The organism is Ideonella azotifigens, assembly GCF_006519715.1.
GTDB classification, from domain to species: Bacteria; Pseudomonadota; Gammaproteobacteria; order Burkholderiales; family Burkholderiaceae_C; genus Ideonella; species Ideonella azotifigens.
On record NZ_VIDT01000020.1, the window covers coordinates 1 to 23,204 of the forward strand.

The following is a 23,204-nucleotide window of genomic DNA, read 5'->3' on the forward strand; positions in this document are numbered from 1 at the left end:
CGGTGTCGATCTGGGCGATGACCTGGTCGGCCACCACGGTGCCGCCATCGGCCACCACCAGTGCCTTGAGCACGCCGGCGGAAGGGGCCGGCACTTCGAGCACGACTTTGTCGGTCTCGATCTCGATCAGGATTTCATCGATCGCCACGGCATCGCCGGGCTTCTTCTTCCATTGCAGCAGGGTGGCCTCGGCCACTGACTCGGACAGCTGCGGAACCTTGACTTCTACGATTGCCATGATGTTGTTCGTTGGGTGCGGGGATGGGGTTGGTCACCGGATGCGACCTTCGCCAGCACCGCTGTGAGGCTGGCGCAGCAGGTGCCCCGGAGGGCGGCACCTGCGCGCGTTGGCCTGGACTGTGTCTGAGGACGTTGAGCCTGAACGGCTGGATGAGGTCTGTGGACGACAGGCTTATTTCGAGAGCACAAAGCCCTTGAGCTTGCCGAAGGCCTGGTCCAGCAGCGCCTTGAGCTGCTCCTGGTGCAGGTGGGCGTAGCCGACAGCCGGCGATGCCGAGGCCGGGCGGCCGGCGTAACCCAGCTTCTGGCCGTCGAGCATGTTCTCGTGGATGTAGTGCTGCACGAAGAACCAGGCGCCCTGGTTTTGCGGCTCGTCCTGGCACCACACGATTTCCGTCGCGTTCGGGTACTTCTTGATCTCGGTCGCGAAGGCCTTGTGCGGGAACGGATAGAGCTGCTCGACGCGCAGGATCACCACGTCGGTGGCCTTCTTCTCTTCGCGCTTCTTGACCAGGTCGTAATAGACCTTGCCCGAGCACGCGATCACGCGCTTGACCTTGGCGTTGTCGATGTCGGCTGCGGCATCCGGGATCACGGTGCGGAATTCGCCCTTGGTGAACTCGGACAGCGGCGAGGTCGCTTCCTTGTTCCGCAGCAGCGACTTCGGCGTCATGATGATCAGCGGCTTGCGGAACTGCCGCACCATCTGCCGGCGCAGCAGGTGGAAAATCTGGCTGGCCGTCGTCGGCTGCACCACCTGCATGTTGTTGTCGGCCGAGAGCTGCATGAAGCGCTCCAGGCGCGCCGAGCTGTGCTCCGGGCCCTGGCCCTCGTAGCCGTGCGGCAGCATCAGCACCAGGCCATTGGCCCGGCCCCACTTCACTTCGCCAGACGCGATGAACTGGTCGATCACGACCTGCGCGCCGTTGACGAAGTCGCCGAACTGGCCTTCCCAGATGGTCAGCGTGTTCGGCTCGGCCGCGGCGTAGCCGTATTCGAAGCCCAGCACTGCCTCTTCAGACAGGATGGAGTCGATGACGACAAACGGGGCCTGGTTCTCGGCCACGTTCTGCAGCGGGATGTAGATGCCTTCGTCGAAGCGCTCGCGGTTCTGGTCGTGCAACACGGCATGGCGGTGCACGAAGGTGCCGCGGCCGCTGTCTTCGCCCGACAGGCGGATCGGGTAGCCCGACGCGACCAGCGACGCATAGGCCAGGTGTTCGCCCATGCCCCAGTCGATGTTCACGTCGCCACGGCCCATGGCAGCGCGGTCGGCAATCACCTTCTCCACCAGCGGGTGCAGCTTGAAGTTGGAAGGGATGGTGGTGACACGCTCAGCCAGGCGCTTGATCTCGGCCAGCGGCAGCGCGGTGTCGGCTGCGTCGGTCCACTTCTTGCCGAGGAAGGGCGACCAGTCGACCGCGTACTTGCTCTTGAAGTCGGTCAGCACCGGGTCCACCGTGTGCTTGCCGGCATCCATCGCGGCACGGAAGGCTTTGACCATGTCGTCCGGGCCTTCGGGCGGCAGCACGCCCTGCGCCACCAGCTTGTCACCGAACAGCTTGCGCGTGCCCGGGTGCTTGGCAATGGTCTTGTACATCAGCGGCTGGGTCAGGGCAGGCGTGTCCTGCTCGTTATGGCCCAGCTTGCGGAAGCAGATGATGTCGACGACCACGTCCTTCTTGAACTGCTGGCGGTAGTCCATCGCCAGCTGCGTGCACCAGACGACGGCGTCAGGATCGTCGCCGTTCACGTGCAGCACCGGCGCCTCGATCATCTTGACCACGTCGGAGCAGTACAGCGTCGAGCGGGTGTCGCGCGGGTCGCTGGTCGTGAAGCCGATCTGGTTGTTGATGACGATGTGCAGCGTGCCGCCGGTGTAGTAACCGCGGGTCTGTGCCAGCGCCAGCGTTTCCATGACCACGCCCTGGCCGGCAAAGGCCGCATCGCCGTGCACCAGCACCGGCAGCACCTGGCTGCCGACCTTGTCGCCGCGGCGGTCCATGCGGGCCTTGACCGAGCCCTCGACCACCGGGTTGACGATTTCCAGGTGAGACGGGTTGAACGACAGGCTCAGGTGGACCGGGCCACCAGGCGTCGAAACGTCGCTGGAGAAACCCTGGTGGTACTTCACGTCGCCGGAAGGCAGATCTTCCGGCGCCGTGTGGTCGAACTCGGAGAACAGGTCCTTGGGCGCCTTGCCCAGGGTGTTGACCAGCACGTTCAGGCGGCCACGGTGGGCCATGCCGATGACGATTTCCTGCACGCCTTTTTCACCGGCGCGCTGCACCAGTTCGTCCATCGAGGCGATGAAGCTTTCGCCGCCTTCCAGCGAGAAGCGCTTCTGGCCGACGTACTTGGTGTGCAGGTAGCGTTCCAGGCCTTCGGCCGCGGTCAGGCGATCGAGGATGTGGGTGCGCTTCTCGGGGCTGAAACTGGGCTTGCTGCGCGCCGTTTCCAGGCGCTCATGCCACCAACGCTTTTCGGTCGGGTCGGTGCAGTGCATGATTTCCGCACCCACCGAGCCGCAATAGGTCTCGCGCAAGGCTTGCATGATCTCGCGCAGAGTCATGTGTTCAGCCTTGCTGAAATAGGTGTTCGTGGCGCTGAACGTGATGTCCATGTCGGACTCGCTCAGGTCATAGAACGCCGGTTCCAGTTCGGGAATCTTGGGCCGCTCGGTGCGCTTGAGCGGATCCAGGTCGGCCCAGCGGGAGCCGAGGAAGCGGTAAGCCGAGATGAGCGACTGGACGTGCACCTGCTTGCGGGCGACGGCCAGGTCGGTCGAGCTGGCCTTGACGGCGAAAGCGTTCGACTTGGCGCGCTGCGCAAAGGATTCGATCACCGGCGCGTGGGGCACGTCGCGGCTGTCGGAGCCGTCGGCTGCCGGCACGTTTTGCAACGCGTCGAAGTACTGGCGCCAGTTGTCGGGCACGGAGCCCGGGTTGTCGAGGTAGGCCTCGTACATCTCTTCGACGTACGGCGCATTGCCTCCAAACAGGTACGAGTTCGCCCCGTATTGCTGCATCATGTTTCGCTCACCTTTCGCTCCGGTTTCCAGAGCTCCGATGGGTTGATCAACCTTCCGCGGCCCGGCTAGACCGTTTGGCGGATTGCGATCCGCCTTGCTGCCGTGGAAGCGACCAGCAAGGGGACACAGAAGGATCGGATAAGAGGCGGCACTCTAACACCCTTGCTTTGACCTAGGCTAAGCAAAACTACGTGGCAAGGAGGTATCTGTGCGCCGCTTGCAATACGAAGCTTACTGCTGCGCCGCGGAAGTCACAGCCTCCATCGGGGGATAACAGCACTGGCAAAAAGGGGGTGTTCGGCATTTTGGCCAGTGCGGCGCCGGCAGAAACTGGCGGCATGGTTCACCCGCCACCCGCCGCGCCGTTTGTCCAGCGCGTGATCCGCCTGCAACTGGAAGCACCGCCCAAACCGGCCGTTGGCCAGGCCTGCAATGGCTGCGGCGTTTGTTGCGCCTGGGCACCCTGCCCGCTTGGCATGCTGGTGAGCGGCAAACGCCAAGGCGCTTGCCTGGCCTTGCAGTGGCAGGCCGATGCCGGGCTCTACCGCTGCGGCATGGTCGCCGCACCGCGCCAGGTGCTGCACTGGCTGCCCGAACCGGCCGCAAAGCTGCTGAGCCGGCTGGCACGGCGATGGATTTCGGCGGCCAGCGGCTGCGATGCAGACCTGGCGGTCAGCGCCACCTGAGACTGACCTGGCGCGCTGAGGTGATGCCCGTCACCGTGCCCAGAGCTGCAGGCGCGCACGCGCCGTGTCGTACTCGCGCTTGAAGCGGGCCACCAGGTCGGCGGTCGGCTGCACCTTGTCGATCGCCCCAATGCCCTGGCCGCAGCCCCAGATGTCCTTCCAGGCCTTCTTCGCATCGCCACCGAAGTTCATCTTGGACGGGTCGCTTTCCGGCAGGTTCGCCGGGTCCAGGCCAGCCGCGACGATGGAAGGCGCCAGATAGTTGCCATGCACGCCGGTGAACAGGTTGCTGTAGACGATGTCGTCGCTGCTGCCGTCGACGATGGCCTGCTTGTAGGCATCGGCCGCGCGGGCTTCATCGGTGGCGATGAAGGCCGAACCGATGTAGGCAAAGTCGGCCCCCATGGCTTGCGCCGCGAGGATGGCACCACCCGACGCAATGGCGCCGGAAAGGGCCAGCGGGCCGTCGAACCACTGGCGGATTTCCTGGATCAGCGCAAACGGGCTCTTCACGCCCGCATGGCCGCCAGCACCAGCCGCCACCGCCACCAGGCCGTCCGCGCCCTTCTCGATGGCCTTGTGCGCAAAGGCGTTGTTGATGATGTCGTGCATCACCACGCCACCCCAGCTGTGCACAGCGTCATTCACATCGGTACGCGCGCCCAGCGAGGTAATGACCAGGGGCACCTTGAACTTGGCGCACATCGCCATGTCATGGTCCAGCCGGTCATTGCTCTTGTGCACGATCTGGTTGATCGCGAACGGCGCCGCGGGCTTGTCCGGGTTGGCGCGGTCATAGGCGGTCAGGGTCTCGGTGATCTCGGCCAGCCAGTCCTCCAGTTGCTCGGCAGGACGGGCGTTGAGCGCCGGCATCGAGCCGACGACGCCCGCCTTGCACTGCTCGATGACCAGCTTGGGGTTGGAGATGATGAACAGCGGCGAGCCGATGACCGGCAGCGACAGGTTCGCGAAAACAGCAGGCAAAGCCATCAGAAGGCCTCCAGGGCAAGGGCGGTGACGGCGTCTGCGCCATCGACGATGCGGTCGCGCAGGCCGGGCACCTGGGTCAGGATGTGGTCGGCGTAGAAACGCGCGGTGGCGATCTTGGCCGCCATGAAGTCGGAGTCAGTGCCTGCCGCCAGGCCTGCTTCGGCAGCCAGCAGCGCGCGGCCCATCTGCCAGCCTGCCACCAGGTTGCCCGCCAGCATCAGGTAGTTGACGCTGCCGGCGAATACCGCGTTCGGGTTGCTGCGCGTGTGGGCGACCACAAAGTCCACCACCTGCAGGAAAGCCTCGCGCGCCGCACCCAGTCGCTTGGCGAAGGACTGCGCTGCGGCGCTGTCTTGCTGTGCCAGTTGCTGCTCGGTGACAGCGACCTGCGTGGCGACAGCTCGCGCGGTGGCGCCGCCGTCGCGCGAGGTCTTGCGGCCAACCAGATCGTTGGCCTGGATCGCCGTCGTGCCTTCGTAGATGGTCAGGATCTTGGCATCGCGGTAGTGCTGGGCTGCACCGGTCTCTTCGATGAAGCCCATGCCGCCGTGCACCTGCACGCCCAGGCTGGCCACGTCGATGCTCATCTCGGTGGAATAGCCCTTGATCAGCGGCACCATGAATTCATAGAAGGCGGCGTTCTGCTTGCGGACTTCCGCGTCAGGGTGCGCGTGCGCAGCGTCCGAGGCTGCAGCCGCGACCAGCGCCATCGCCCTGCAGCCTTCGGTGTAGGCGCGCATCGTCATCAGCATGCGGCGCACGTCAGGGTGATGGATGATGGGCGCGGCTCCGGGCAGCGAGCCGTCCACCGGGCGCGACTGCACGCGGTCGCGCGCATAGGCCACCGCGCGCTGGTAGGCACGGTCTGCCACGCCGATGCCCTGCATGCCCACGCCGAAGCGGGCCGCGTTCATCATGATGAACATGTACTCCAGGCCACGGTTTTCCCGGCCCACGAGGTAGCCGATGGCGCCACCGTTGTCGCCGTACTGAAGCACGGCGGTCGGGCTGGCCTTGATGCCCAGCTTGTGCTCGATGCTGACACAGTGCACGTCGTTGCGCGCGCCCAGCAAACCATCTGCATTCACCATGAACTTGGGCACGATGAACAGCGAGATGCCCTTCACGCCTTCGGGTGCGCCGGTGACCCGGGCCAGCACCAGATGGACGATGTTCTCGGCCATGTCGTGCTCACCCCAGGTGATGAAGATCTTGGTGCCGAAGACCCTGTAGCTGCCGTCCGCCTGCGGCTCGGCGCGGCTGCGCACCGCCGCCAGGTCAGAACCGGCCTGCGGCTCGGTCAGGTTCATCGTGCCGGTCCAACTGCCGTCGATCAGCTTCGGGATGTAGGTGCTACGTTGTTCTTCGGTGCCTGCGGTCAGCAGGGCTTCGATGGCGCCGTCGGTCAGCAGCGGGCACAGTGCGAAGCTGGTGTTGGCCGCATTGGTCATCTCGATGCAGGCCGCATGGATCAGCTTGGGCAAGCCCTGGCCGCCAAAGTCTGCCGGGTGATGCAAGCCCTGCCAGCCCCCTTGCGCAAACTGCTGGAAGGCTTGCTTGAAGCCCTTGGTGGCGCGCACCTCCCCGCCCTCGAACCACGAAGGGTGCAGATCGCCTTCCCAGTTCAGAGGGGCGATCACATCTTCGTTGAGCTTGGCGCATTCTTCGAGCACCGCCTGCGCGGTATCGAAACCAGCGTCCTCGAAGCCGGGCAGTTGCGCCACGGCCTCGATGTTCGCGAGTTCCTTCATCGCGAACAACATGTCCTTCACGGGAGCGCGATAGGTCATTGGGCTTGTCTCCGGTCGGAAAAAAGGCGCCATCAAGGGCGCCTCTGGGCAAAGCCGCCAGTGCGTGCCGCACCGGCAAGCCATGGGTCAAAGGGCCTTGATCAACTCGGGCACCGCGACGAACAAATCGGCTTCCAAGCCATAGTCCGCCACGCTGAAGATCGGCGCCTCCGGGTCCTTGTTGATCGCCACGATCACCTTGGAGTCCTTCATGCCGGCCAGGTGCTGGATCGCGCCCGAGATGCCGCAGGCGATGTACAGGCTGGGTGCCACGATCTTGCCGGTCTGGCCGACCTGCCAGTCGTTGGGCGCGTAGCCAGCGTCCACCGCGGCGCGGCTGGCGCCGAGTGCGGCGCCCAGCTTGTCGGCCAGCGGCGTCAGCACCTCGTTGAACTTGTCGCTGCTGCCCATCGCCCGGCCGCCGGAGACGATGATCTTCGCGGCGGTGAGTTCGGGCCGGTCGCTCTTGGTGACCTCGCGGCCGACGAAACTGGACTTGCCGTTCGGCGCGACTGCGGTGATGGCCTCCACCGCTGCCGAGCCGCCGGTCGCTGCGGCGTCAAAGCCGGTGCTGCGCACGGTGGCGACCTTGGTCGCGTCGGCGGTCTGCACGGTGGCAATCGCGTTGCCAGCGTAGATCGGGCGCTCGAAGGTGTCGGCGCTGATCACCTTGGTGATGTCGCTGAGCTGGCCCACGTCCAGCTTGGCCGCCACGCGCGGGGCGACGTTCTTGCCGTGCGCGGTGGCGGGGAAGAAGATGTGGCTGTAGTTCGAGGCAATGGCCAGGACTTGCGCGGCCACGTCTTCGCCCAGCTGTTCGGCCAGGTGCGGCGCGTCGGCCTGCAGCACCTTGGCGACGCCTGCGATCTGGCTGGCTGCGGTGGCGGCGCCACCGGCATTGCTGCCGGCGATCAGCACGTGCACGTCGCCACCGATCTGCACGGCGGCGGTCACGGTGTTGAGGGTGGCGCCCTTGAGGCTGCCGTGGTCGTGTTCGGCAATGACAAGCGTCGTCATGGTCAGATCACCTTCGCTTCGTTCTTCAGCTTGTTCACCAGCGCCGCAACGTCCGGCACCTTCACGCCCGCGCCGCGCTTGGGCGGCTCGGAGACCTTCAGGGTCTTGACGCGCGGCGTGACGTCCACGCCAAGGTCGGCGGGCTTGAGCACGTCGAGCTGCTTCTTTTTGGCCTTCATGATGTTGGGCAGCGTGACGTAGCGCGGCTCGTTCAGGCGCAGGTCGGTGGTGATGACGGCCGGCAGCGAGAGCTTCAGCGTTTCTCCACCGCCGTCCACCTCGCGGGTGACGGACACCGAGTCTGCACTCAGCTCGACCTTGGAGGCGAAGGTCGCCTGCGGCAGGTCTGCGAGCGCGGCCAGCATCTGGCCGGTCTGGTTGCAGTCGTCGTCGATGGCCTGCTTGCCCAGGATCACGAGACCCGGCTGCTCCTTGTCGACCAGGGCCTTGAGCAGCTTGGCCACCGCCAGCGGCTGCAGTTCCTCGCTGGTCTCGACCAGGATGGCCCGGTCGGCGCCGATGGCCATCGCCGTGCGCAGGGTTTCCTGGCACTGGGTGACGCCACAGGACACGGCGATGACCTCGGTCACCAGGCCCTTTTCCTTCAGGCGCACAGCCTCTTCGACGGCAATCTCGTCGAACGGGTTCATGCTCATCTTGACGTTGGCGATGTCCACGCCTGTGCCGTCGCTCTTCACGCGGACCTTGACGTTGTAGTCCACCACCCGTTTCACGGGGACGAGTACCTTCATATCGCGTTGCTCCTGTCGGATCTGTCGGTTTGATTGACGTTTACGTAAACGGGAAATTCTATGGCGGCGCAGGTGGCACGCCATCGGGAACAGCCACAGCGAGGTGATCTGAAACGCTCGCCGGATAAAACGAACGATCGTGCTATTTTAGACACAAGGTCAGCAAAATCCAAAGCCCTGCCGTGAACAGATTGCAAGCAGCCTGTCAGGCCGGAACAAGGCCTGCCCCTCCCCGCTAGACTTGCGACCTCCATATGAACCATCCTGCTCCGAACAGCCGACTGATCGGCGTTTTCGACTCCGGTGTGGGCGGCCTTTCGGTGTTGCGCGCACTGCGCCAACGTCAGCCCGCGCTGCCATTGCTTTACATCGCCGATTCAGGCCATGCGCCCTACGGAGACCGCAATCCGGCGCACGTCGTCGAACGCTCACTGAAAGTCACCCAACACCTGATTGACCAGGGCGCAAGCCTGATCGTCATTGCTTGCAACACTGCAACGGCCTGGGCCATTGACACCTTGCGCGAGCGGCACCCCACGCTGGACCTTGTGGGCGTGGAACCCGGCGTGAAGCCTGCCGTCGCGCTGAGCCGCAACCGCAGGGTGGGCGTGATGGCCACGCCGTCAACACTGGCCAGCGAACGCTTTGCCAGCCTGCTGGCTCGTTACGCGAATGACTGCAAGATCCTCGGGGTCGGTTGCCGCGGGCTGGCAGCCGCCATCGAGCAAGGCGAAATCGCCTGCGAACAGGTCGACCAGTTGTTGGACCTCTACTGCGCAGAACTGCGCCGGGCCGAGGTCGACACCGCAGTGCTGGGCTGTACGCACTATCCGTTCGTCGCCGAGCGCATCGCACAACGGCTGGGCCCGGAAGTGCAGTTGCTGGACACGGCAGACGCCGTTGCTCGGCAAGCCTTGAACCTCTGGGTGGCGCGCCATCCGGAACGGTCAGCCGACAGCGGGAACAAGGGCCAGGTGCGGCTTCAATCGACCGGCGACACCATGGTGCTGGCTCGCCTGGCACGAGAGCAACTCGGGCTCTTCGAGCCAGTCGAGAACATCACGCTCTGAGCAGGCCGGAAAGCCAGCCGCCTGCGTGGTACCCGGAACGGGACTTGAACCCGTACGCCTTTTACGGCGGCGGATTTTAAGTCCGCTGCGTCTACCGATTTCGCCATCCGGGCGCGCGCCGAATTATCGCGGGCGCGATTGGCACCGCTGCTGCGGCACCAACAAAAAAGCCGCTGCACAAGATGCAGCGGCCTTTCAGATTTTGGAGCGGGAAACGAGACTCGAACTCGCGACCTCAACCTTGGCAAGGTTGCGCTCTACCAACTGAGCTATTCCCGCTTGGGATCATCAGGCTTTCACCTGACGCCGGAAGCAGCCCGAAGGCACCCCCGTTTGGTGTTTGGAGCGGGAAACGAGACTCGAACTCGCGACCTCAACCTTGGCAAGGTTGCGCTCTACCAACTGAGCTATTCCCGCATTGACTTCCGTGACTGGAGGCGCGATCCAGAGTCGAACTGGACTAGACGGATTTGCAATCCGTTGCATAACCGCTTTGCTATCGCGCCTTCGTTTCACCGAAGGTGAGTGTACTTTCAAGAACCCCGAGACCCGCTGACGAAAAAGGGAAGCCTGGGCTTCCCTTCATCAAGGAAATCTGGAGCGGGAAACGAGACTCGAACTCGCGACCTCAACCTTGGCAAGGTTGCGCTCTACCAACTGAGCTATTCCCGCATGGGCTCCTTTCGGAACACTGCTTCCCTGATTGCCAGCAAGCGGTTGGTGCCGCACTGCTTTTTGCAGCCACTGCGCTGATTTCTCTGCGCCGCGCTCCGTATCAGGGAAGCTCTCATTATAGGAGGATTTTCGCGATTTCGGCAAGCCCCGCAAAATTTTCAGATGGGCTCTGCAGCAGCCATTCAATCGCCTGGAACACCCACAAAAAAGGGCCGAACCTTGCGGTCCAGCCCTCTTGCTCGAACACACGGGTGCCGGGGCAATCCGTGGTTCCGCGCAGCTTCAATGAGGCAGCGTGTCGGTACTCGTCGCTGCGGTGCCGTCCTTGGAAGCCGCGGGCGTCGCCGCCACCGGCTCTTCATCCGGCAAAGGCGTGGGCGCCCTCTCCAACGCCACTTCCAGCACCTTGTCGATCCAGCGGACCGGCACGATCTCGAGATGGCTCTTCACGTTGTCCGGGATGTCCTGCAGGTCCTTGACGTTCTCTTCCGGAATCATCACCAGCTTGATGCCACCACGGTGGGCTGCCAGCAGTTTTTCCTTCAGCCCGCCAATGGCGGTGACCTCGCCGCGCAGTGTGATCTCGCCGGTCATCGCCACGTCAGCGCGCACCGGAATGCCGGTCAGCGCGGAGACGAAAGCCGTCGTCATCGCGGCGCCCGCGCTCGGGCCGTCCTTCGGGGTCGCCCCGTCCGGCACGTGCACGTGCACATCGCGCTTCTCGAACAGCTCGTCCTTGATGCCCAGGCGGCGCGCGCGACTGCGCACCACCGTGCGGGCAGCCTCGACCGATTCCTTCATCACATCGCCCAGCGAACCGGTGCGGATGATGTTGCCCTTGCCCGGCATCGCGGTGGCTTCAATGGTCAGCAGATCGCCGCCCACCTCGGTCCACGCAAGACCCACCACCTGGCCGACCTGGTTGGCCTTCTCGGCGCGACCGAAATCGTACTTGCGGACGCCCAGGAACTCATGCAGGTTCTCATCGGTGACCACCATCTTGTCGCTGTAGGTCTTGAGCTGCATGCCCTTGACCACCTTGCGGCAGATCTTCGAGATCTCGCGTTCCAGCGAGCGCACACCAGCTTCCCGCGTGTAGTAGCGAATGATGCCGCGGATGGCGGACTCGGCGACTTCCATCTCCTCGTCCTTCACGCCGTTGTTCTTGGCCTGCTTGGGCAACAAGTACTTCTGCGCGATGTGCAGCTTCTCGTCTTCGGTGTAACCCGACAGGCGGATCACTTCCATCCGGTCCAGCAGGGCCGGCGGAATGTTCATCGAGTTCGAGGTCGCCACGAACATCACATCCGACAGGTCGAAGTCGACCTCGATGTAATGGTCTCCGAAGGTGTGGTTCTGCTCCGGGTCCAAGACTTCGAGCAGGGCCGACGACGGATCGCCACGGAAGTCCATGCCCAGCTTGTCGATTTCGTCGAGCAGGAACAGCGGATTGCGCGTGCCGACCTTGGACAGGCTTTGCAGCACCTTGCCCGGCATCGAGCCGATGTAGGTGCGGCGATGCCCGCGGATCTCGGCCTCGTCGCGCACGCCGCCCAGCGCCATGCGGACGAACTTGCGCCCAGTGGCACGCGCCACCGACTGCCCCAGCGAGGTCTTGCCGACGCCAGGAGGGCCAACCAGGCACAGGATCGGCGCCTTGACCTTTTCAACCCGTTGCTGGACAGCAAGATACTCAAGGATGCGATCCTTGACTTTCTCCAGGCCGTAGTGGTCCTCGTTCAGCACTTCCTCGGCATTGCCCAGGTCGTGCTTGATCTTGGTCTTCTTGCTCCACGGCAAGCCGATCAGCGTGTCCAGGTAGTTGCGCACCACCGTGGCTTCGGCCGACATCGGCGACATCAGCTTGAGCTTCTTCAGCTCGGCGTCTGCCTTCTTGCGCGCTTCCTTGGGCATGCGCGCAGCGGTGATCTTCTTTTCCAGCTCTTCCAGGTCGGCGCCTTCTTCGCCGTCGCCCAGTTCCTTCTGGATCGCCTTGACCTGCTCGTTCAGGTAGTACTCGCGCTGGCTCTTCTCCATCTGGCGCTTGACGCGGCCACGGATGCGCTTTTCAACCTGCAGGATGTCGACTTCATGCTCGAGCAGCTCCAGCAGCTTTTCCAGCCGCTTGGCCACGTCGAACAGGTCCAGCACCGACTGCTTGGCTTCCAGCTTCAACGGCAGGTGCGCGGCAATCGTGTCGGCCAGGCGGCCCGGATCGTCGATGCCAGCGATCGAGGTGAGGATCTCGGGCGGGATCTTCTTGTTGAGCTTGACGTACTGGTCGAACTGCTGCGTCACCGCGCGGCGCAGGGCCTCGACCTCGGGCGAGGCCTCACCGGCCGGCTCGATCGGCATGACCTCGGCGGAGAAATGATCCTCGCCATCGGTCACTTCGCGGGTGTTGGCGCGCTGCACGCCTTCGACCAGCACCTTCACGGTGCCGTCCGGCAGCTTCAGCATCTGAAGGATGCTGGAAATGCAACCCACATCGAACAGGTCTTCGGCTCGCGGTTCGTCCTTGCCTGCCGCCTTCTGGGCGACCAGCATGATCTGGCGGCCGGCCTCCATCGCGGCTTCCAGGGCCTTAATGGACTTCGGACGGCCAACGAACAGCGGGATGACCATGTGGGGGAACACCACCACGTCGCGCAGCGGGAGCAGCGGCAACGTGATCGGTTCCGAGGGAAGGATGGGATGTCCTGACATGGAATGCCTCACTTTCTCGAACCCACATGGGGCTCGAGGGATTGTTTGCAAGGAGCCGGGCTCATCAGGCGGGGCCCGGCGGTGAGCGGCTGCGCTCTCAGGCGCTGGCCTTGGCCTGTTCGCGGTAGACCAACAGCGGTTTGCCGCCTTCTTCGATGATGTGCTCGTCGACCACCACCTTGGCCACGCCATCCAGCGTGGGCAGGTCGAACATGGTGTCGATCAGCGATTGCTCCATGATGGACCGCAGGCCGCGCGCACCGGTCTTGCGGGCCAGCGCCTTGCGGGCGATGGCAGCGAGCGCGGACGGGCGGATCTCGAGTTCCACGCCATCCATCGAGAACAGCTTCTGGTATTGCTTCAGCAGCGCATTCTTCGGCTCAACCAGGATCTGCATCAGCGCTTCTTCGGTCAGTTCGCCCAGCGTGGCCACCACCGGCAGGCGGCCGACCAGTTCGGGGATCAGGCCGAAGCGCACCAGGTCTTCCGGCTCTGCATCGCGGAACACTTCGGAGACCTTCTTCTCGGTCTTGCTGTGCACCGTGGCACCAAAGCCGATGCCTGACTTCTCGGTGCGGCGCTGGATGACCTTCTCCAGGCCATCGAACGCGCCGCCGCAGATGAACAGGATGTTGGTCGTGTCGATCTGCAGGAAGTCCTGGTTCGGGTGCTTGCGCCCGCCTTGCGGCGGCACCGAGGCCATCGTGCCTTCGACCAGCTTCAGCAGCGCCTGCTGCACGCCTTCGCCGGACACGTCGCGCGTGATCGACGGGTTGTCGGCCTTGCGCGAAATCTTGTCGATCTCATCGATGTAGACGATGCCGCGCTGCGCACGCTCCACGTCGTAATTGCAGTTCTGCAGCAGCTTCTGGATGATGTTCTCGACGTCTTCGCCCACGTAGCCGGCTTCGGTCAGCGTGGTGGCGTCAGCGATCACGAAAGGCACGTTGAGCAGGCGCGCCAGCGTCTGCGCCAGCAGCGTCTTGCCGGAACCCGTCGGGCCGATCAGCAGGATGTTGCTCTTGGAGAGTTCGACCTCGTCCTTCGAGGCACCCATGTGCTTCAGGCGCTTGTAGTGGTTGTAGACCGCTACCGCCAGGATGCGCTTGGCGGCGTCCTGGCCGATCACGTACTGATCAAGGCTGCTCTTGATCTCCATCGGCACCGGCAGGTCCGACTTGGCAGCCTTGCCGGGTGCGGTTTCCGCGGGGACTTCGTCGCGGATGATGTCGTTGCACAGTTCGATGCATTCATCGCAGATGAACACCGAAGGACCGGCGATGAGCTTCTTGACCTCGTGCTGGCTCTTTCCGCAGAAAGAGCAGTAGAGGACCTTTTCGCCGGAGGCGCCTTTCTTGTCGGGCATGGATGTCAGAGCCTGGGCTGTGCTGAAAAAAGCGTAGGGGGATGATAGAACAACTGGCAGAACCCCTTCTGGCCGGAAAAGCACCGGCTTTCGGAGGTTCCTTCAGCGTCAGCGCGGCCTGTTTGGCGAGTGACGGCGCCTGGCGGGTGCCGCGTCGGCCTCGCCGACGGCGGATGCAGCGCTTCCACCGTCCTGGCGAGCATCAGGGCCGCTTGTCCAGCACCTGGTCGATCAGGCCATAGGCCTTGGACTCGTGGGCGCTCATGTAGTAGTCGCGTTCCGTGTCGGTCTGGATCTTTTCCAGCGACTGGCCGGTGCGCTCGGCGAGGATGCGGTTCAACTGCTCGCGGGTCTTCAGGATCTCGCGGGCGTGGATCTCGATGTCAGTCGCCTGGCCTTGCGTGCCACCCAGCGGCTGGTGGATCATGATCTTGCTGTTCGGCAGCGAGAAGCGCTTGCCCTTGGCGCCTGCGGCCATCAGGAAAGCGCCCATGCTGGCCGCCATGCCGATGCACAGCGTCGAGACGTCCGGCTTGATGAACTGCATCGTGTCGAAGATCGACATGCCGGCGCTGACGCTGCCGCCCGGCGAGTTGATGTAGAACGAAATGTCCTTGTCCGGATTTTCGCTTTCCAGGAACAGCAACTGGGCGACGACGACGTTGGCGCTTTGATCATTCACCGGGCCCACCAGGAAAATGATGCGTTCGCGCAGCAGGCGCGAGTAGATGTCGTAGGCGCGTTCGCCGCGACCCGACTGTTCGATGACCATCGGCACCATGCCGAGAGCCTGGGTGTCCAGTGCGCTCATGAGAATCCTTCTGTAGGGCAACAGGGGAAAGATGGGGTCATTATGTCGCCCTGTAAAGCCCCTGATCGGGCAAAAAAAAGCCCGTCCAGGGGTGGTCGGGCTTCGATTGGATCAGGCCCGAAGTGGGCCGAACCCTTAGGCAGTCATCAGTTCGTCGAAAGGCAGCGACTTGTCGGTCACCTTGGCCTGGCCCAGCACGAAGTTGGTGACGTTGTTTTCGATCACAACCGCTTCCACTTCGGCCATGCGCTGGCGATCGGACAGGTACCAGCGCACCACGTCGGCCGGCTTTTCATAGCTTTGCGCCATCTCTTCGATGTGCGCTTGCAGTTGGTCGGGCTTGGCTTGCAGGTTGTTCGAGCGCACCAGCTCCGACACCACCAGGCCCAGGCGCACGCGCTTCTCGGCTTGGGCGGTGAAAATGCCGGCAGGGATGGGCGCAGTGTCCGCGTCCTTCACGCCGCGCTGCTTCAGGTCGGCACGGGCGCCTTCCGTCAGTCGCTCGACTTCGGAGTCGACCAGGGCCTTCGGCAGGTCCAGTTCGGCCACCTTGACCAGTGCGTCCATCACGGCGGCCTTGTTGCGAGCCAGCACGCGGAACTTGACTTCGCGTTCCAGGTTCTTCTTCACATCGGCGCGCAGGCCTTCGACCGTGCCGGCTTCAATGCCCAGCGACTTGGCGAACTCGTCGTTCACTTCGGGCAGGTTCTGCGACTCGATCTTCTTCATGGTGACCATGAAGTCGGCTTCCTTGCCGGCCACGTCCTGGCCGTGGTAGTCGGCCGGGAACTGCAGCGGGAAAGTCTTGGACTCGCCGACCTTCATGCCACGCACGGCTGCGTCGAACTGCTCCAGCATCTGGCCTTCGCCGACCAGGAACTGGAAGGCTTCGGCCTTGCCGCCCTGGAAGGGCTCACCGTCGATCTTGCCTTCGAAGTCGATGGTCACGCGATCACCGGCTTCGGCGTACTGGTCTGCCGGGCGCTGGGCGAAGGTGCGGCGCTGCTTGCGCAGGATGTCCACGGTCTTGTCGATCGCAGCTTCGTCCACGTCGGCGCTGACGCGCTCGACTTCGGCGGCGCTCAGGTCGCCCAGCTTGACTTCCGGATAAACCTCGAAGGTGGCATCGAAGGCCATCGTGCCTTCCGGCGCTTCGTCCTTCTGGGTGATGTTGGGCGTGCCGGCGACGCGCAGCTGGGCTTCGTTCGCGGCTTGCGAGAAGGCCTGACCCAGCTTGTCGTTCATGACTTCGTACTGCACCGAGTAGCCGTAGCGCTGGGCCACGACGGACATCGGCACCTTGCCGGGACGGAAGCCGTCGGCCTTGACCGTGCGGGCCAGCTTCTTCAGGCGCGAATCGACTTCGGTCGCGATCTCGGAGGCCGCCAGCGTCAAAGTGATGCGGCGTTCGAGCTTTTCGAGGGTTTCAACGTTGACTGCCATGATGCGAACTCTGATGTTGCGTGTGCTGTTGCGTAGTCTGGGCTGGTGCGCGGGGCCGGACTCGAACCGGCACGCCCGTGAAGGCGTCAGGACCTAAACCTGGTGCGTCTACCAATTTCGCCACCCGCGCGGCGTGCGCCCGTAGCAAGCGGATGAAGCCTTGACTTCACACCACCCGCGCCGGGCTGCCGGCCTGCCTGACTACTGCGTCGAGACCGGCCGATCCTTGAAGGTTTTTCTGCAGGCGCCGGGAAAAAACCCGACCTGACCTGACGAAGACCCCAGGAACGGCCCGCCTCAGGCGAACCGGTAAACCGCGCATTCTATCGGGCTGCGAAGCGGACTTTGACAGCTCGCCTCAAACTTCGTCGAAAAGCACCCCGGCAGGCGCCGGGGTTTTCCACGATGGAAGGCTTTCTTCAGGCCGCCGCCACCGGCGGCACGTCTTCCTGGCGCACGCGGAACCAGGCCGCGTACATGGCCGGCAGCGCCAGCAGCGTCAGCACCGTCGCGACGATCAAACCGCCCATGATGGCCACCGCCATCGGCCCCCAGAATGGGCTGCGCGACAGCGGGATCATCGCCAGCACCGCCGCTGCGGCGGTCAGCACGATGGGCCGGAAACGCCGCACCGCCGAGTCGACGATGGCGTTCCATGTCGGCACGCCGCGCGCCCTGTCCTGCTCGATCTGGTCGATCAGGATCACCGAATTGCGCATGATCATGCCCACCAGCGCGATGAAACCCAGCAGTGCAACGAAGCCGAACGGCCGGTTCAGCAGCAGCAGCGCCCCGGCCACGCCAGCAATGCCCAGGGGCGCGGTCAGTACCACCAGCATCGCGCGCTGGAAGCTGTGGAGTTGCAGCATCAGCAGCGTGAGCATCAGGAAGGCCATCAGCGGCATTCCGGCCATGATCGAGGAAGAACCTTTGGAACTTTCCGCAACGGCACCAGCGACCTCGATCTGCATGCCAGGCGGCATGCGCGCCTGCAACTTCTGCAGTTCAGGCCAGAGCTGGTTGCTGACCGATGCACCCTGCAAACCCTCGGCCACGTCGCCCTGCACGGTGATGGCGAATTTGCGCCCTTCCCGCCACATCACGCCAGGCTCCCAGCCATAGCTGACCTTGGCGATCTGCGTCAGCGGAATGGACCGGCCCGAACTGGTCGAGACGTAGGCACTGCCCAGATCGGTGACCGCCTGACGCTCTGCCAGCGGCTGGCGCAGCACGATGTCGATCAACCGGTCTTCCTCGCGATACTGGCCGATGGTGGTGCCGGACAGGCGCATGCGCGTGGCCTGGGCAATCGACTGGCTGGTCACGCCCAGCGCGCGGGCCTTGTCCTGGTCCACGTCCAGGCGCAGCGACTTGACGCGCTCGTTCCAGTTGTCGTTCACGCCGCGCATGTTCGGGTTGGCCATCAGCTGCGCCTTGGCCTGGTCGGCCCAGATGCGCACCTGCGCCGCGTCATCCCCCATCACGCGGAACTGCACCGGATACGGCACCGGCGGGCCGTTGGGCAGCAGCTTCACGCGGCCACGCACCTCCGGGAATTCGGCGGCCAGCAGCTCGGGCAGGCGCTTGCGCAGCGCCTCGCGCGTCGCCAGGTCCTTGGGCAACAGGATGAACTGGCTGACATTGGTCTGCGGGAAGACCTGATCCAGCGGCAGGTAGAAGCGCGGCACGCCGCTGCCGATCCAGGCGGTCACGGCTTCCATGCCCGGCTCGGTACGGATGCGTTGCTCGAAGCGCAGCGCCACGCGCTCGCTCTCCATCTGCGTGGCACCTTCAGGCAGCCACAGGTCGACCATGATTTCAGGGCGGCTGGAGTCCGGGAAGAACTGCTGCTGCACCCGCCCCATGCCGACGATGCCCAGCGCGAAGGTCAGCAGCGTCAAGCCGATGGTGATCCAGCGGTGCGCCACGCACCAGTTCACCACCGAGCGGAAGCGCTGGTAGAACGGCGTGTCGAACAGCTCGTGCACCTCGCCGGCCTGGTGGTCCTTGCGCGTCTTCAGCAGCCAGGCGCCCAGGAAGGGCACGAAGTAGACCGAGACGACCCAGGAGATCAGCAGCGCCGCGGCCGTGACTGCGAAGATCGCAAAGGTGTATTCACCCACCGAGGACTTGGCCAGCCCGATGGGCAGGAAGCCAGCCGCGGTGATCAATGTGCCGGTCAGCATCGGCATCGAGGTGGCTTCGTAGGCGAAGGTGGCCGCGTGCATGCGGTCGTAGCCCTCCTCCAGCTTGCGCACCATCATCTCGACGGCAATGATGGCGTCGTCCACCAGCAGGCCCAGCGCGATGATCAGCGAGCCCAGCGAGATCTTGTGCAGGCCCACGCCCCAGTAGTACATCGTCACGAAGGTGATCGCCAGCACCAGCGGGATGGTGATGGCCACCACCATGCCCGGCCAGATGTCCACGCGCAGCGGCCTGAAATGCAGGCCCAGGCTGAGGAAACTGACCAACAGCACAATGACCACGGCCTCGATCAACACATGCACGAACTCGCCCACCGAGCGCGTGACGGCATCCGGCTGATTCTGGATCTGGCTGAGCTCGATGCCCACCGGCAGATTGGCCTTGATTTGCCCGGTGCGCGCGGTGAGCTGCTTGCCCAGCTCGATGATGTCGCCGCCCTTGGTCATCGACACGCCCAGCGCAATGACCTGCTGCCCCTGGTGGCGCACCTTCACGGCCGGCGGGTCCACGTAGTCGCGCCGGATCTCGGCAATGTCGCCCAGGCGCAGCGAGCTGGCCTGCCCGGTCGCCGGGTTGACCGCGCGAATCGGCATCTGCCGCAGCTGTTCGACCGACTGCAGCGCGCCGGCCACGCGCAGTTGCAGACTTTCGCTACGGGCATCGATCAGCCCGGCGCTCTCGACCGCGTTCTGCGCGCCTAGCTGGGCAATGACCTGGTTCAGGTCCAGCCCCAACTGGGCCAGCCGCTGCTGCGGAATTTCGACGAACAGCTTCTCGGCCTGCACGCCAAACAGCTGCACCTTGGCCACATTGGGCACCTGCAGCAATTGGTCGCGCACGGTTTCGGCATGCTGGCGCAGTTCCTCGGGCGAGAAGCCGTCGGCCGACAGCGCGTAGATCGAACCGTAGACGTCGCCGAAGTCGTCGTTGAAGACCGGGCCGATCACGCCCGAAGGCAGCGTCGAGCGCATGTCGCCGACCTTCTTGCGCACCTGGTACCAGGTGTCGGTCACGTCCTTGCCGGGCGTGGAGTCGCGCAGCTGGAAGATGGTGAGCGATTCGCCCGGCTTGGTGTAGCTGCGGATGATGTCGGCGTGCGGCACTTCCTGCAGCGTGCGCTCGACCTTGTCGGTCACCTGCTCGGCCATTTCCTGCGCCGAGGCGCCGGGCCAGAAGGACTGGACCACCATCGCGCGGAAGGTGAACGGCGGGTCCTCGTCCTGCCCGAGCTGGAAATAGGCCACGGCGCCCAGCACCAGCAGCACGATCATCAGGTAGCGCGTCAGCGGCGCATGCTCGAGCGCCCATCGCGAGATGTTGAAGCGCTCGCGGTGTATGCCTTGTTGTTGGCTCATGTCGGCGTGTCCTCGCGGTCCGGGCTCAGTGGGACGCCGCCGGTGCGGGCGTCATCGCGGGCGCGCTGGCAGGAACCGGCTCCGCATAGCGTTTGACCTTCTGGCCGGGATTGAGCACATGCGTGCCGGCAGTGACCACCTCGTCGCCTGCCTTCAGGCCGCCGGTGACGATGACGGTATTGCCATCCGCACCGGACACACTGACCACCTGCTGGCGAACCGTGCCGGCTGCGGCATCAAACAGCCACACGGCGCTCTGGCCCTTCAGCTCGATCAGCGCCGACAGGGGCAGGCGGATCACGCCAGCTTGGTCGGTGCCGTTCACACGGATGGTGGCGGTCTGCCCCAGCCGCAGCGGCGCGTTGCCGATGTCGGCCTTGACCTGGAAGGTGCGTGTCGTGCTGTCCGCCGCCGCAGCCACCTCGTGGATGGTGGCTGGCGCGGACTCGTTGGCACCCCAGGCCTGCAGCGCGACACCACCGGTCTTGCCGATCAGCGCACGGAATTCGCCGATGCGGTCCTCCGGCACAGTGAACACCGCATCGCGCGGGCCGTCATGCGCCAGCCGCACCACAGCCGTACCAGCGGCCAGCACCTGCCCCGGCTCGGCGGACACCGCGGTGATCACGCCCGAAGCTTCGGCCGCCAGGCTGGCGTAGCCGGTCTGGTTGCGCTGCACGCTCATCTGGGCCTTGGCCTGATCCAGTTGCGCCTGGGCGGTCTTCTGGGCCAGGTCATGCTTTTCCAGCTCAGCTTCGCCGATGAAACCCTTGGCGCGCAGCTCCCGGTATCGCTTCAGGTCCGCGTCTGCCTGCGTGAAGCTGCTCTGCGCCGCCATCAGCGCGGCCTGGGCCGAAGCCTGGCCGAGTTGCAGGTCCTGCGGGTCCAGCTGCGCCAGCACCTGGCCGCGGCGCACCGTGTCGCCCAGGTTCACCGGCCGGCTCTGCAGCTTGCCACCCACGCGAAAGCCAAGCTGCGATTCGGTGCGGGCGCGGATCTCGGCGGCGTAGTCGCGGCTGCTGCGCGCGCTGCCATCGTTCACCTTCATCGTGCGCACGGCGCGCACCGGCTCCGGCGGCGCTTCTTGTTTGGAACAGGCGGCCAGCCCCAGCAGGGCCAGGGCTGCCAACATCGCGGCGACTCGTTGTGTTTGCATGGCGGAGCGATCCAGGTGCAACGGGAAACAGGACAAGGCGAGCGGCCCCTCTTCAGGTGACCACACGCCGCTAATGACTGACTGGTCAGTAATGTAGAAGCTCTGCCCGCCAGCGTCAATCGCATGTCGCCACCCGGCGGGCACCGGAGCGTCGCAAGATTTGACGCGGCCGTGCCTCGGCGCGCATGGACAATGCCGCGCTGTGAGCGTCGACCACTACGAAAACTTTCCCGTCGCCTCGTGGCTGTGCCCACCGAAGCTGCGGCCGCCGATCGCGGCCATCTACTGGTTCGCCCGCACCGGCGACGACATTGCCGACGAAGGCGACCTGCCAACCGAAAGCCGGCGCGCTGAACTGCAGGCTTACCGTGCCGAGTTGCAGCGCGTGGCCTGCGGTGAACCGCCGGCCACGCGCTGGGCACACATCTTCGGGCCGCTTCAGCAGGCCATGCAACAGCACGCGCTGCCGCATGCGTTACTCGACGACCTGTTGGCCGCCTTCCTCTGCGACGTGGCCAACCCGGCCTATGCCCACCGCGAGGCCTTGCTCGGCTACTGCCGCCTGTCCGCCAACCCGGTGGGCCGCCTGCTGCTGCACCTGCATCACGTCGACGACGCCGCTGCCCTCGCGCAGTCCGACGCCGTCTGCAGCGCCCTGCAGTTGATCAACTTCTGGCAAGACCTCAGCGTGGACCTGCCACGCGGCCGCTGCTACCTGCCGGCCAGCGATCTGGCACGGCACGGCTTGCAGGCAGATCGACTGCAAGCCGGCCCGGCAGCACAAGCAATGGTGTGCGAGCTGTGCGACTGGGCCCGTGCGCTGATGCTGCAAGGCGCGCCGCTGGTGCACCGGCTTCCGGGCCGCGCAGGCTGGGAATTGCGTCTGGTGGTGCAAGGTGGGCTGCGCATTCTTGAGAAAATCGACGCCATGCATCACCAAACATTGACGCAGCGCCCCAAGCTGCGCCGCTCCGATGCGCTGCCACTGCTGTGGCGCGCGCTGCGCATGCCCCGGCCCCGCCCTTCACTCGCGCTGCCCGCATGACGACGCCTCAGCAATACGTGCAAGAAAAGGCTGCCGCCAGCGGCTCCTCGTTCTATTACGCCTTCCTGTTCCTGCCGCCCGAGCGCCGCGCCGCCATCACCGCGTTCTACGCCTTCTGCCGCGAGGTGGACGACGTGGTCGACGAGGTGCAGGACCCACAAGTCGCTGCAATCAAGCTGGCCTGGTGGCAGCGTGAAGTTGCACAGAGCTTCGCCGGCCAGCCCAGCCACCCCGTGATGCAGGCGCTGATGCCGCTGGCAAAGGCCTACGGCATCGAAGCCCGGCACCTGGACGCGGTGATCGAAGGCTGCCAGATGGACCTGGAGCAAAGCCGCTACCTGGACTACCCCGGCCTGCAGCGCTACTGCCACCTGGTGGCTGGCGTGGTCGGCGAAGTCGCCTGCAGCATCTTCGGCCGCACGCAGGACAGCACCGTGGCCTATGCGCACAAGCTGGGCCTGGCGATGCAGCTGACCAACATCATCCGCGACGTGGGTGACGACGCACGCCGAGGCCGCATCTATCTGCCGATCAGCGAGCTGCAGCAGTTCGACGTGAAAGCGCACGAACTGCTCAAGCGCGACGCGCCCTGGGGCTACAGCGAGCGCTTCACCGCGCTGATGCACTTCCAGGCCGAACGCGCGCACCGCTGCTACGACGAAGCGATGGCGTTGCTGCCCGAGGCCGACCGCGCCGCGCAAAAGCCCGGGCTGATGATGGCCAACATCTACCGCACGCTGCTGCGCGAGATCGAACGCGAGAACTTCCAGGTGCTGCACCAGCGCATTTCGCTGACGCCGGTGCGCAAGCTGTGGATCGCCGCGCGCACGCATCTCCGCGGTCGATGAGCACCCAGGCGGCGC

The 23,204-nt window shown here is 64.8% G+C and carries 16 protein-coding genes and 6 tRNA genes; 4 read left to right on the forward strand and 18 right to left on the reverse strand.

Going from position 1 to position 23,204, the window contains the following annotated elements:
- Both FKP22_RS02910 and FKP22_RS02915 read right to left on the reverse strand, forming a co-directional pair.
- A partial coding sequence (locus FKP22_RS02910) for a biotin/lipoyl-containing protein (RefSeq protein WP_310733303.1) occupies positions 1-238 on the reverse strand: 238 nt, incomplete at its 3' end.
- Positions 239-412: 174 nt separating this feature from the next.
- Complete coding sequence (locus tag FKP22_RS02915; RefSeq protein ID WP_141285017.1) at positions 413-3,271, reverse strand: 2-oxoglutarate dehydrogenase E1 component; 2,859 nt, start codon at positions 3,269-3,271, stop codon at positions 413-415.
- Between the two features lie 338 nt (positions 3,272-3,609).
- Here FKP22_RS02915 and FKP22_RS02920 point away from each other — a divergent pair, with 338 nt between their 5' ends.
- Positions 3,610-3,957 (forward strand): hypothetical protein, encoded by a 348-nt coding sequence (locus FKP22_RS02920; RefSeq protein WP_141285019.1) that lies wholly within the window; start codon positions 3,610-3,612, stop codon positions 3,955-3,957.
- A 30-nt stretch (positions 3,958-3,987) separates the two neighbouring features.
- Here the strand turns inward: FKP22_RS02920 and FKP22_RS02925 are convergent, their stop codons facing one another.
- From FKP22_RS02925 to FKP22_RS02940, 4 genes are all read right to left on the reverse strand, one after another.
- Complete coding sequence (locus tag FKP22_RS02925; protein WP_141285021.1) at positions 3,988-4,947, reverse strand: NAD(P)H-dependent flavin oxidoreductase; 960 nt, start codon at positions 4,945-4,947, stop codon at positions 3,988-3,990.
- Positions 4,947-6,737: an acyl-CoA dehydrogenase gene (locus FKP22_RS02930; RefSeq protein WP_141285023.1), complete on the reverse strand. Its 1,791-nt coding sequence runs from the start codon at positions 6,735-6,737 to the stop codon at positions 4,947-4,949. Before FKP22_RS02930 ends, FKP22_RS02925 begins: the two co-directional genes overlap by 1 nt.
- 87 nt (positions 6,738-6,824) lie before the next feature.
- Complete coding sequence (locus tag FKP22_RS02935; protein ID WP_141285025.1) at positions 6,825-7,754, reverse strand: electron transfer flavoprotein subunit alpha/FixB family protein; 930 nt, start codon at positions 7,752-7,754, stop codon at positions 6,825-6,827.
- A 2-nt stretch (positions 7,755-7,756) separates the two neighbouring features.
- Complete coding sequence (locus FKP22_RS02940; protein ID WP_141285027.1) at positions 7,757-8,506, reverse strand: electron transfer flavoprotein subunit beta/FixA family protein; 750 nt, start codon at positions 8,504-8,506, stop codon at positions 7,757-7,759.
- A 254-nt stretch (positions 8,507-8,760) separates the two neighbouring features.
- On the opposite strand from FKP22_RS02940, the gene murI reads away from it, so the two are divergent.
- Complete coding sequence (murI, locus tag FKP22_RS02945; RefSeq protein ID WP_141285029.1) at positions 8,761-9,576, forward strand: glutamate racemase; 816 nt, start codon at positions 8,761-8,763, stop codon at positions 9,574-9,576.
- Between the two features lie 26 nt (positions 9,577-9,602).
- Here the strand turns inward: murI and FKP22_RS02950 are convergent.
- From FKP22_RS02950 to FKP22_RS03005, 12 genes are all read right to left on the reverse strand, one after another.
- Positions 9,603-9,689: transfer RNA gene (locus FKP22_RS02950), tRNA-Leu, on the reverse strand.
- A gap of 90 nt (positions 9,690-9,779) precedes the next feature.
- Positions 9,780-9,855 (reverse strand) — tRNA-Gly (locus FKP22_RS02955).
- 62 nt (positions 9,856-9,917) lie between these two features.
- Positions 9,918-9,993: transfer RNA gene (locus FKP22_RS02960), tRNA-Gly, on the reverse strand.
- Between the two features lie 15 nt (positions 9,994-10,008).
- A tRNA-Cys gene (locus tag FKP22_RS02965) sits at positions 10,009-10,082 on the reverse strand.
- A gap of 90 nt (positions 10,083-10,172) precedes the next feature.
- Positions 10,173-10,248, reverse strand: a tRNA-Gly gene (locus tag FKP22_RS02970).
- A 285-nt stretch (positions 10,249-10,533) separates the two neighbouring features.
- Positions 10,534-12,957: an endopeptidase La gene (gene lon, locus FKP22_RS02975; RefSeq protein WP_141285031.1), complete on the reverse strand. Its 2,424-nt coding sequence runs from the start codon at positions 12,955-12,957 to the stop codon at positions 10,534-10,536.
- 97 nt (positions 12,958-13,054) lie between these two features.
- Entirely contained in the window at positions 13,055-14,323 is a 1,269-nt protein-coding gene (clpX, locus tag FKP22_RS02980; RefSeq protein WP_141285033.1) for an ATP-dependent Clp protease ATP-binding subunit ClpX, read from the reverse strand.
- Between the two features lie 202 nt (positions 14,324-14,525).
- Positions 14,526-15,134, reverse strand: coding sequence for an ATP-dependent Clp endopeptidase proteolytic subunit ClpP (gene clpP / locus FKP22_RS02985; RefSeq protein WP_141285035.1), 609 nt, complete (start codon positions 15,132-15,134; stop codon positions 14,526-14,528).
- A gap of 135 nt (positions 15,135-15,269) precedes the next feature.
- Entirely contained in the window at positions 15,270-16,577 is a 1,308-nt protein-coding gene (gene tig / locus FKP22_RS02990; RefSeq protein WP_141285037.1) for a trigger factor, read from the reverse strand.
- 43 nt (positions 16,578-16,620) lie between these two features.
- Positions 16,621-16,707: transfer RNA gene (locus FKP22_RS02995), tRNA-Leu, on the reverse strand.
- Between the two features lie 289 nt (positions 16,708-16,996).
- A complete protein-coding gene (locus FKP22_RS03000) occupies positions 16,997-20,140 on the reverse strand; it encodes an efflux RND transporter permease subunit (protein WP_141285039.1) in 3,144 nt (1,047 codons plus the stop codon).
- A 25-nt stretch (positions 20,141-20,165) separates the two neighbouring features.
- Positions 20,166-21,272 carry an efflux RND transporter periplasmic adaptor subunit gene (locus tag FKP22_RS03005; RefSeq protein WP_233446799.1) on the reverse strand — a complete coding sequence of 369 codons (1,107 nt, stop codon included), beginning with the start codon at positions 21,270-21,272 and terminating at the stop codon, positions 20,166-20,168.
- A 226-nt stretch (positions 21,273-21,498) separates the two neighbouring features.
- On the opposite strand from FKP22_RS03005, the gene hpnC reads away from it, so the two are divergent.
- Together hpnC and hpnD are read left to right on the forward strand one after the other, a co-directional pair.
- A complete protein-coding gene (gene hpnC / locus FKP22_RS03010; RefSeq protein ID WP_141285043.1) occupies positions 21,499-22,341 on the forward strand; it encodes a squalene synthase HpnC in 843 nt (280 codons plus the stop codon).
- On the forward strand, positions 22,338-23,189 hold the full coding sequence (gene hpnD / locus FKP22_RS03015) for a presqualene diphosphate synthase HpnD (RefSeq protein WP_141285045.1): 852 nt from the start codon (positions 22,338-22,340) through the stop codon (positions 23,187-23,189). Before hpnC ends, hpnD begins: the two co-directional genes overlap by 4 nt.
- The last annotated feature ends 15 nt before the right edge of the window (positions 23,190-23,204 follow it).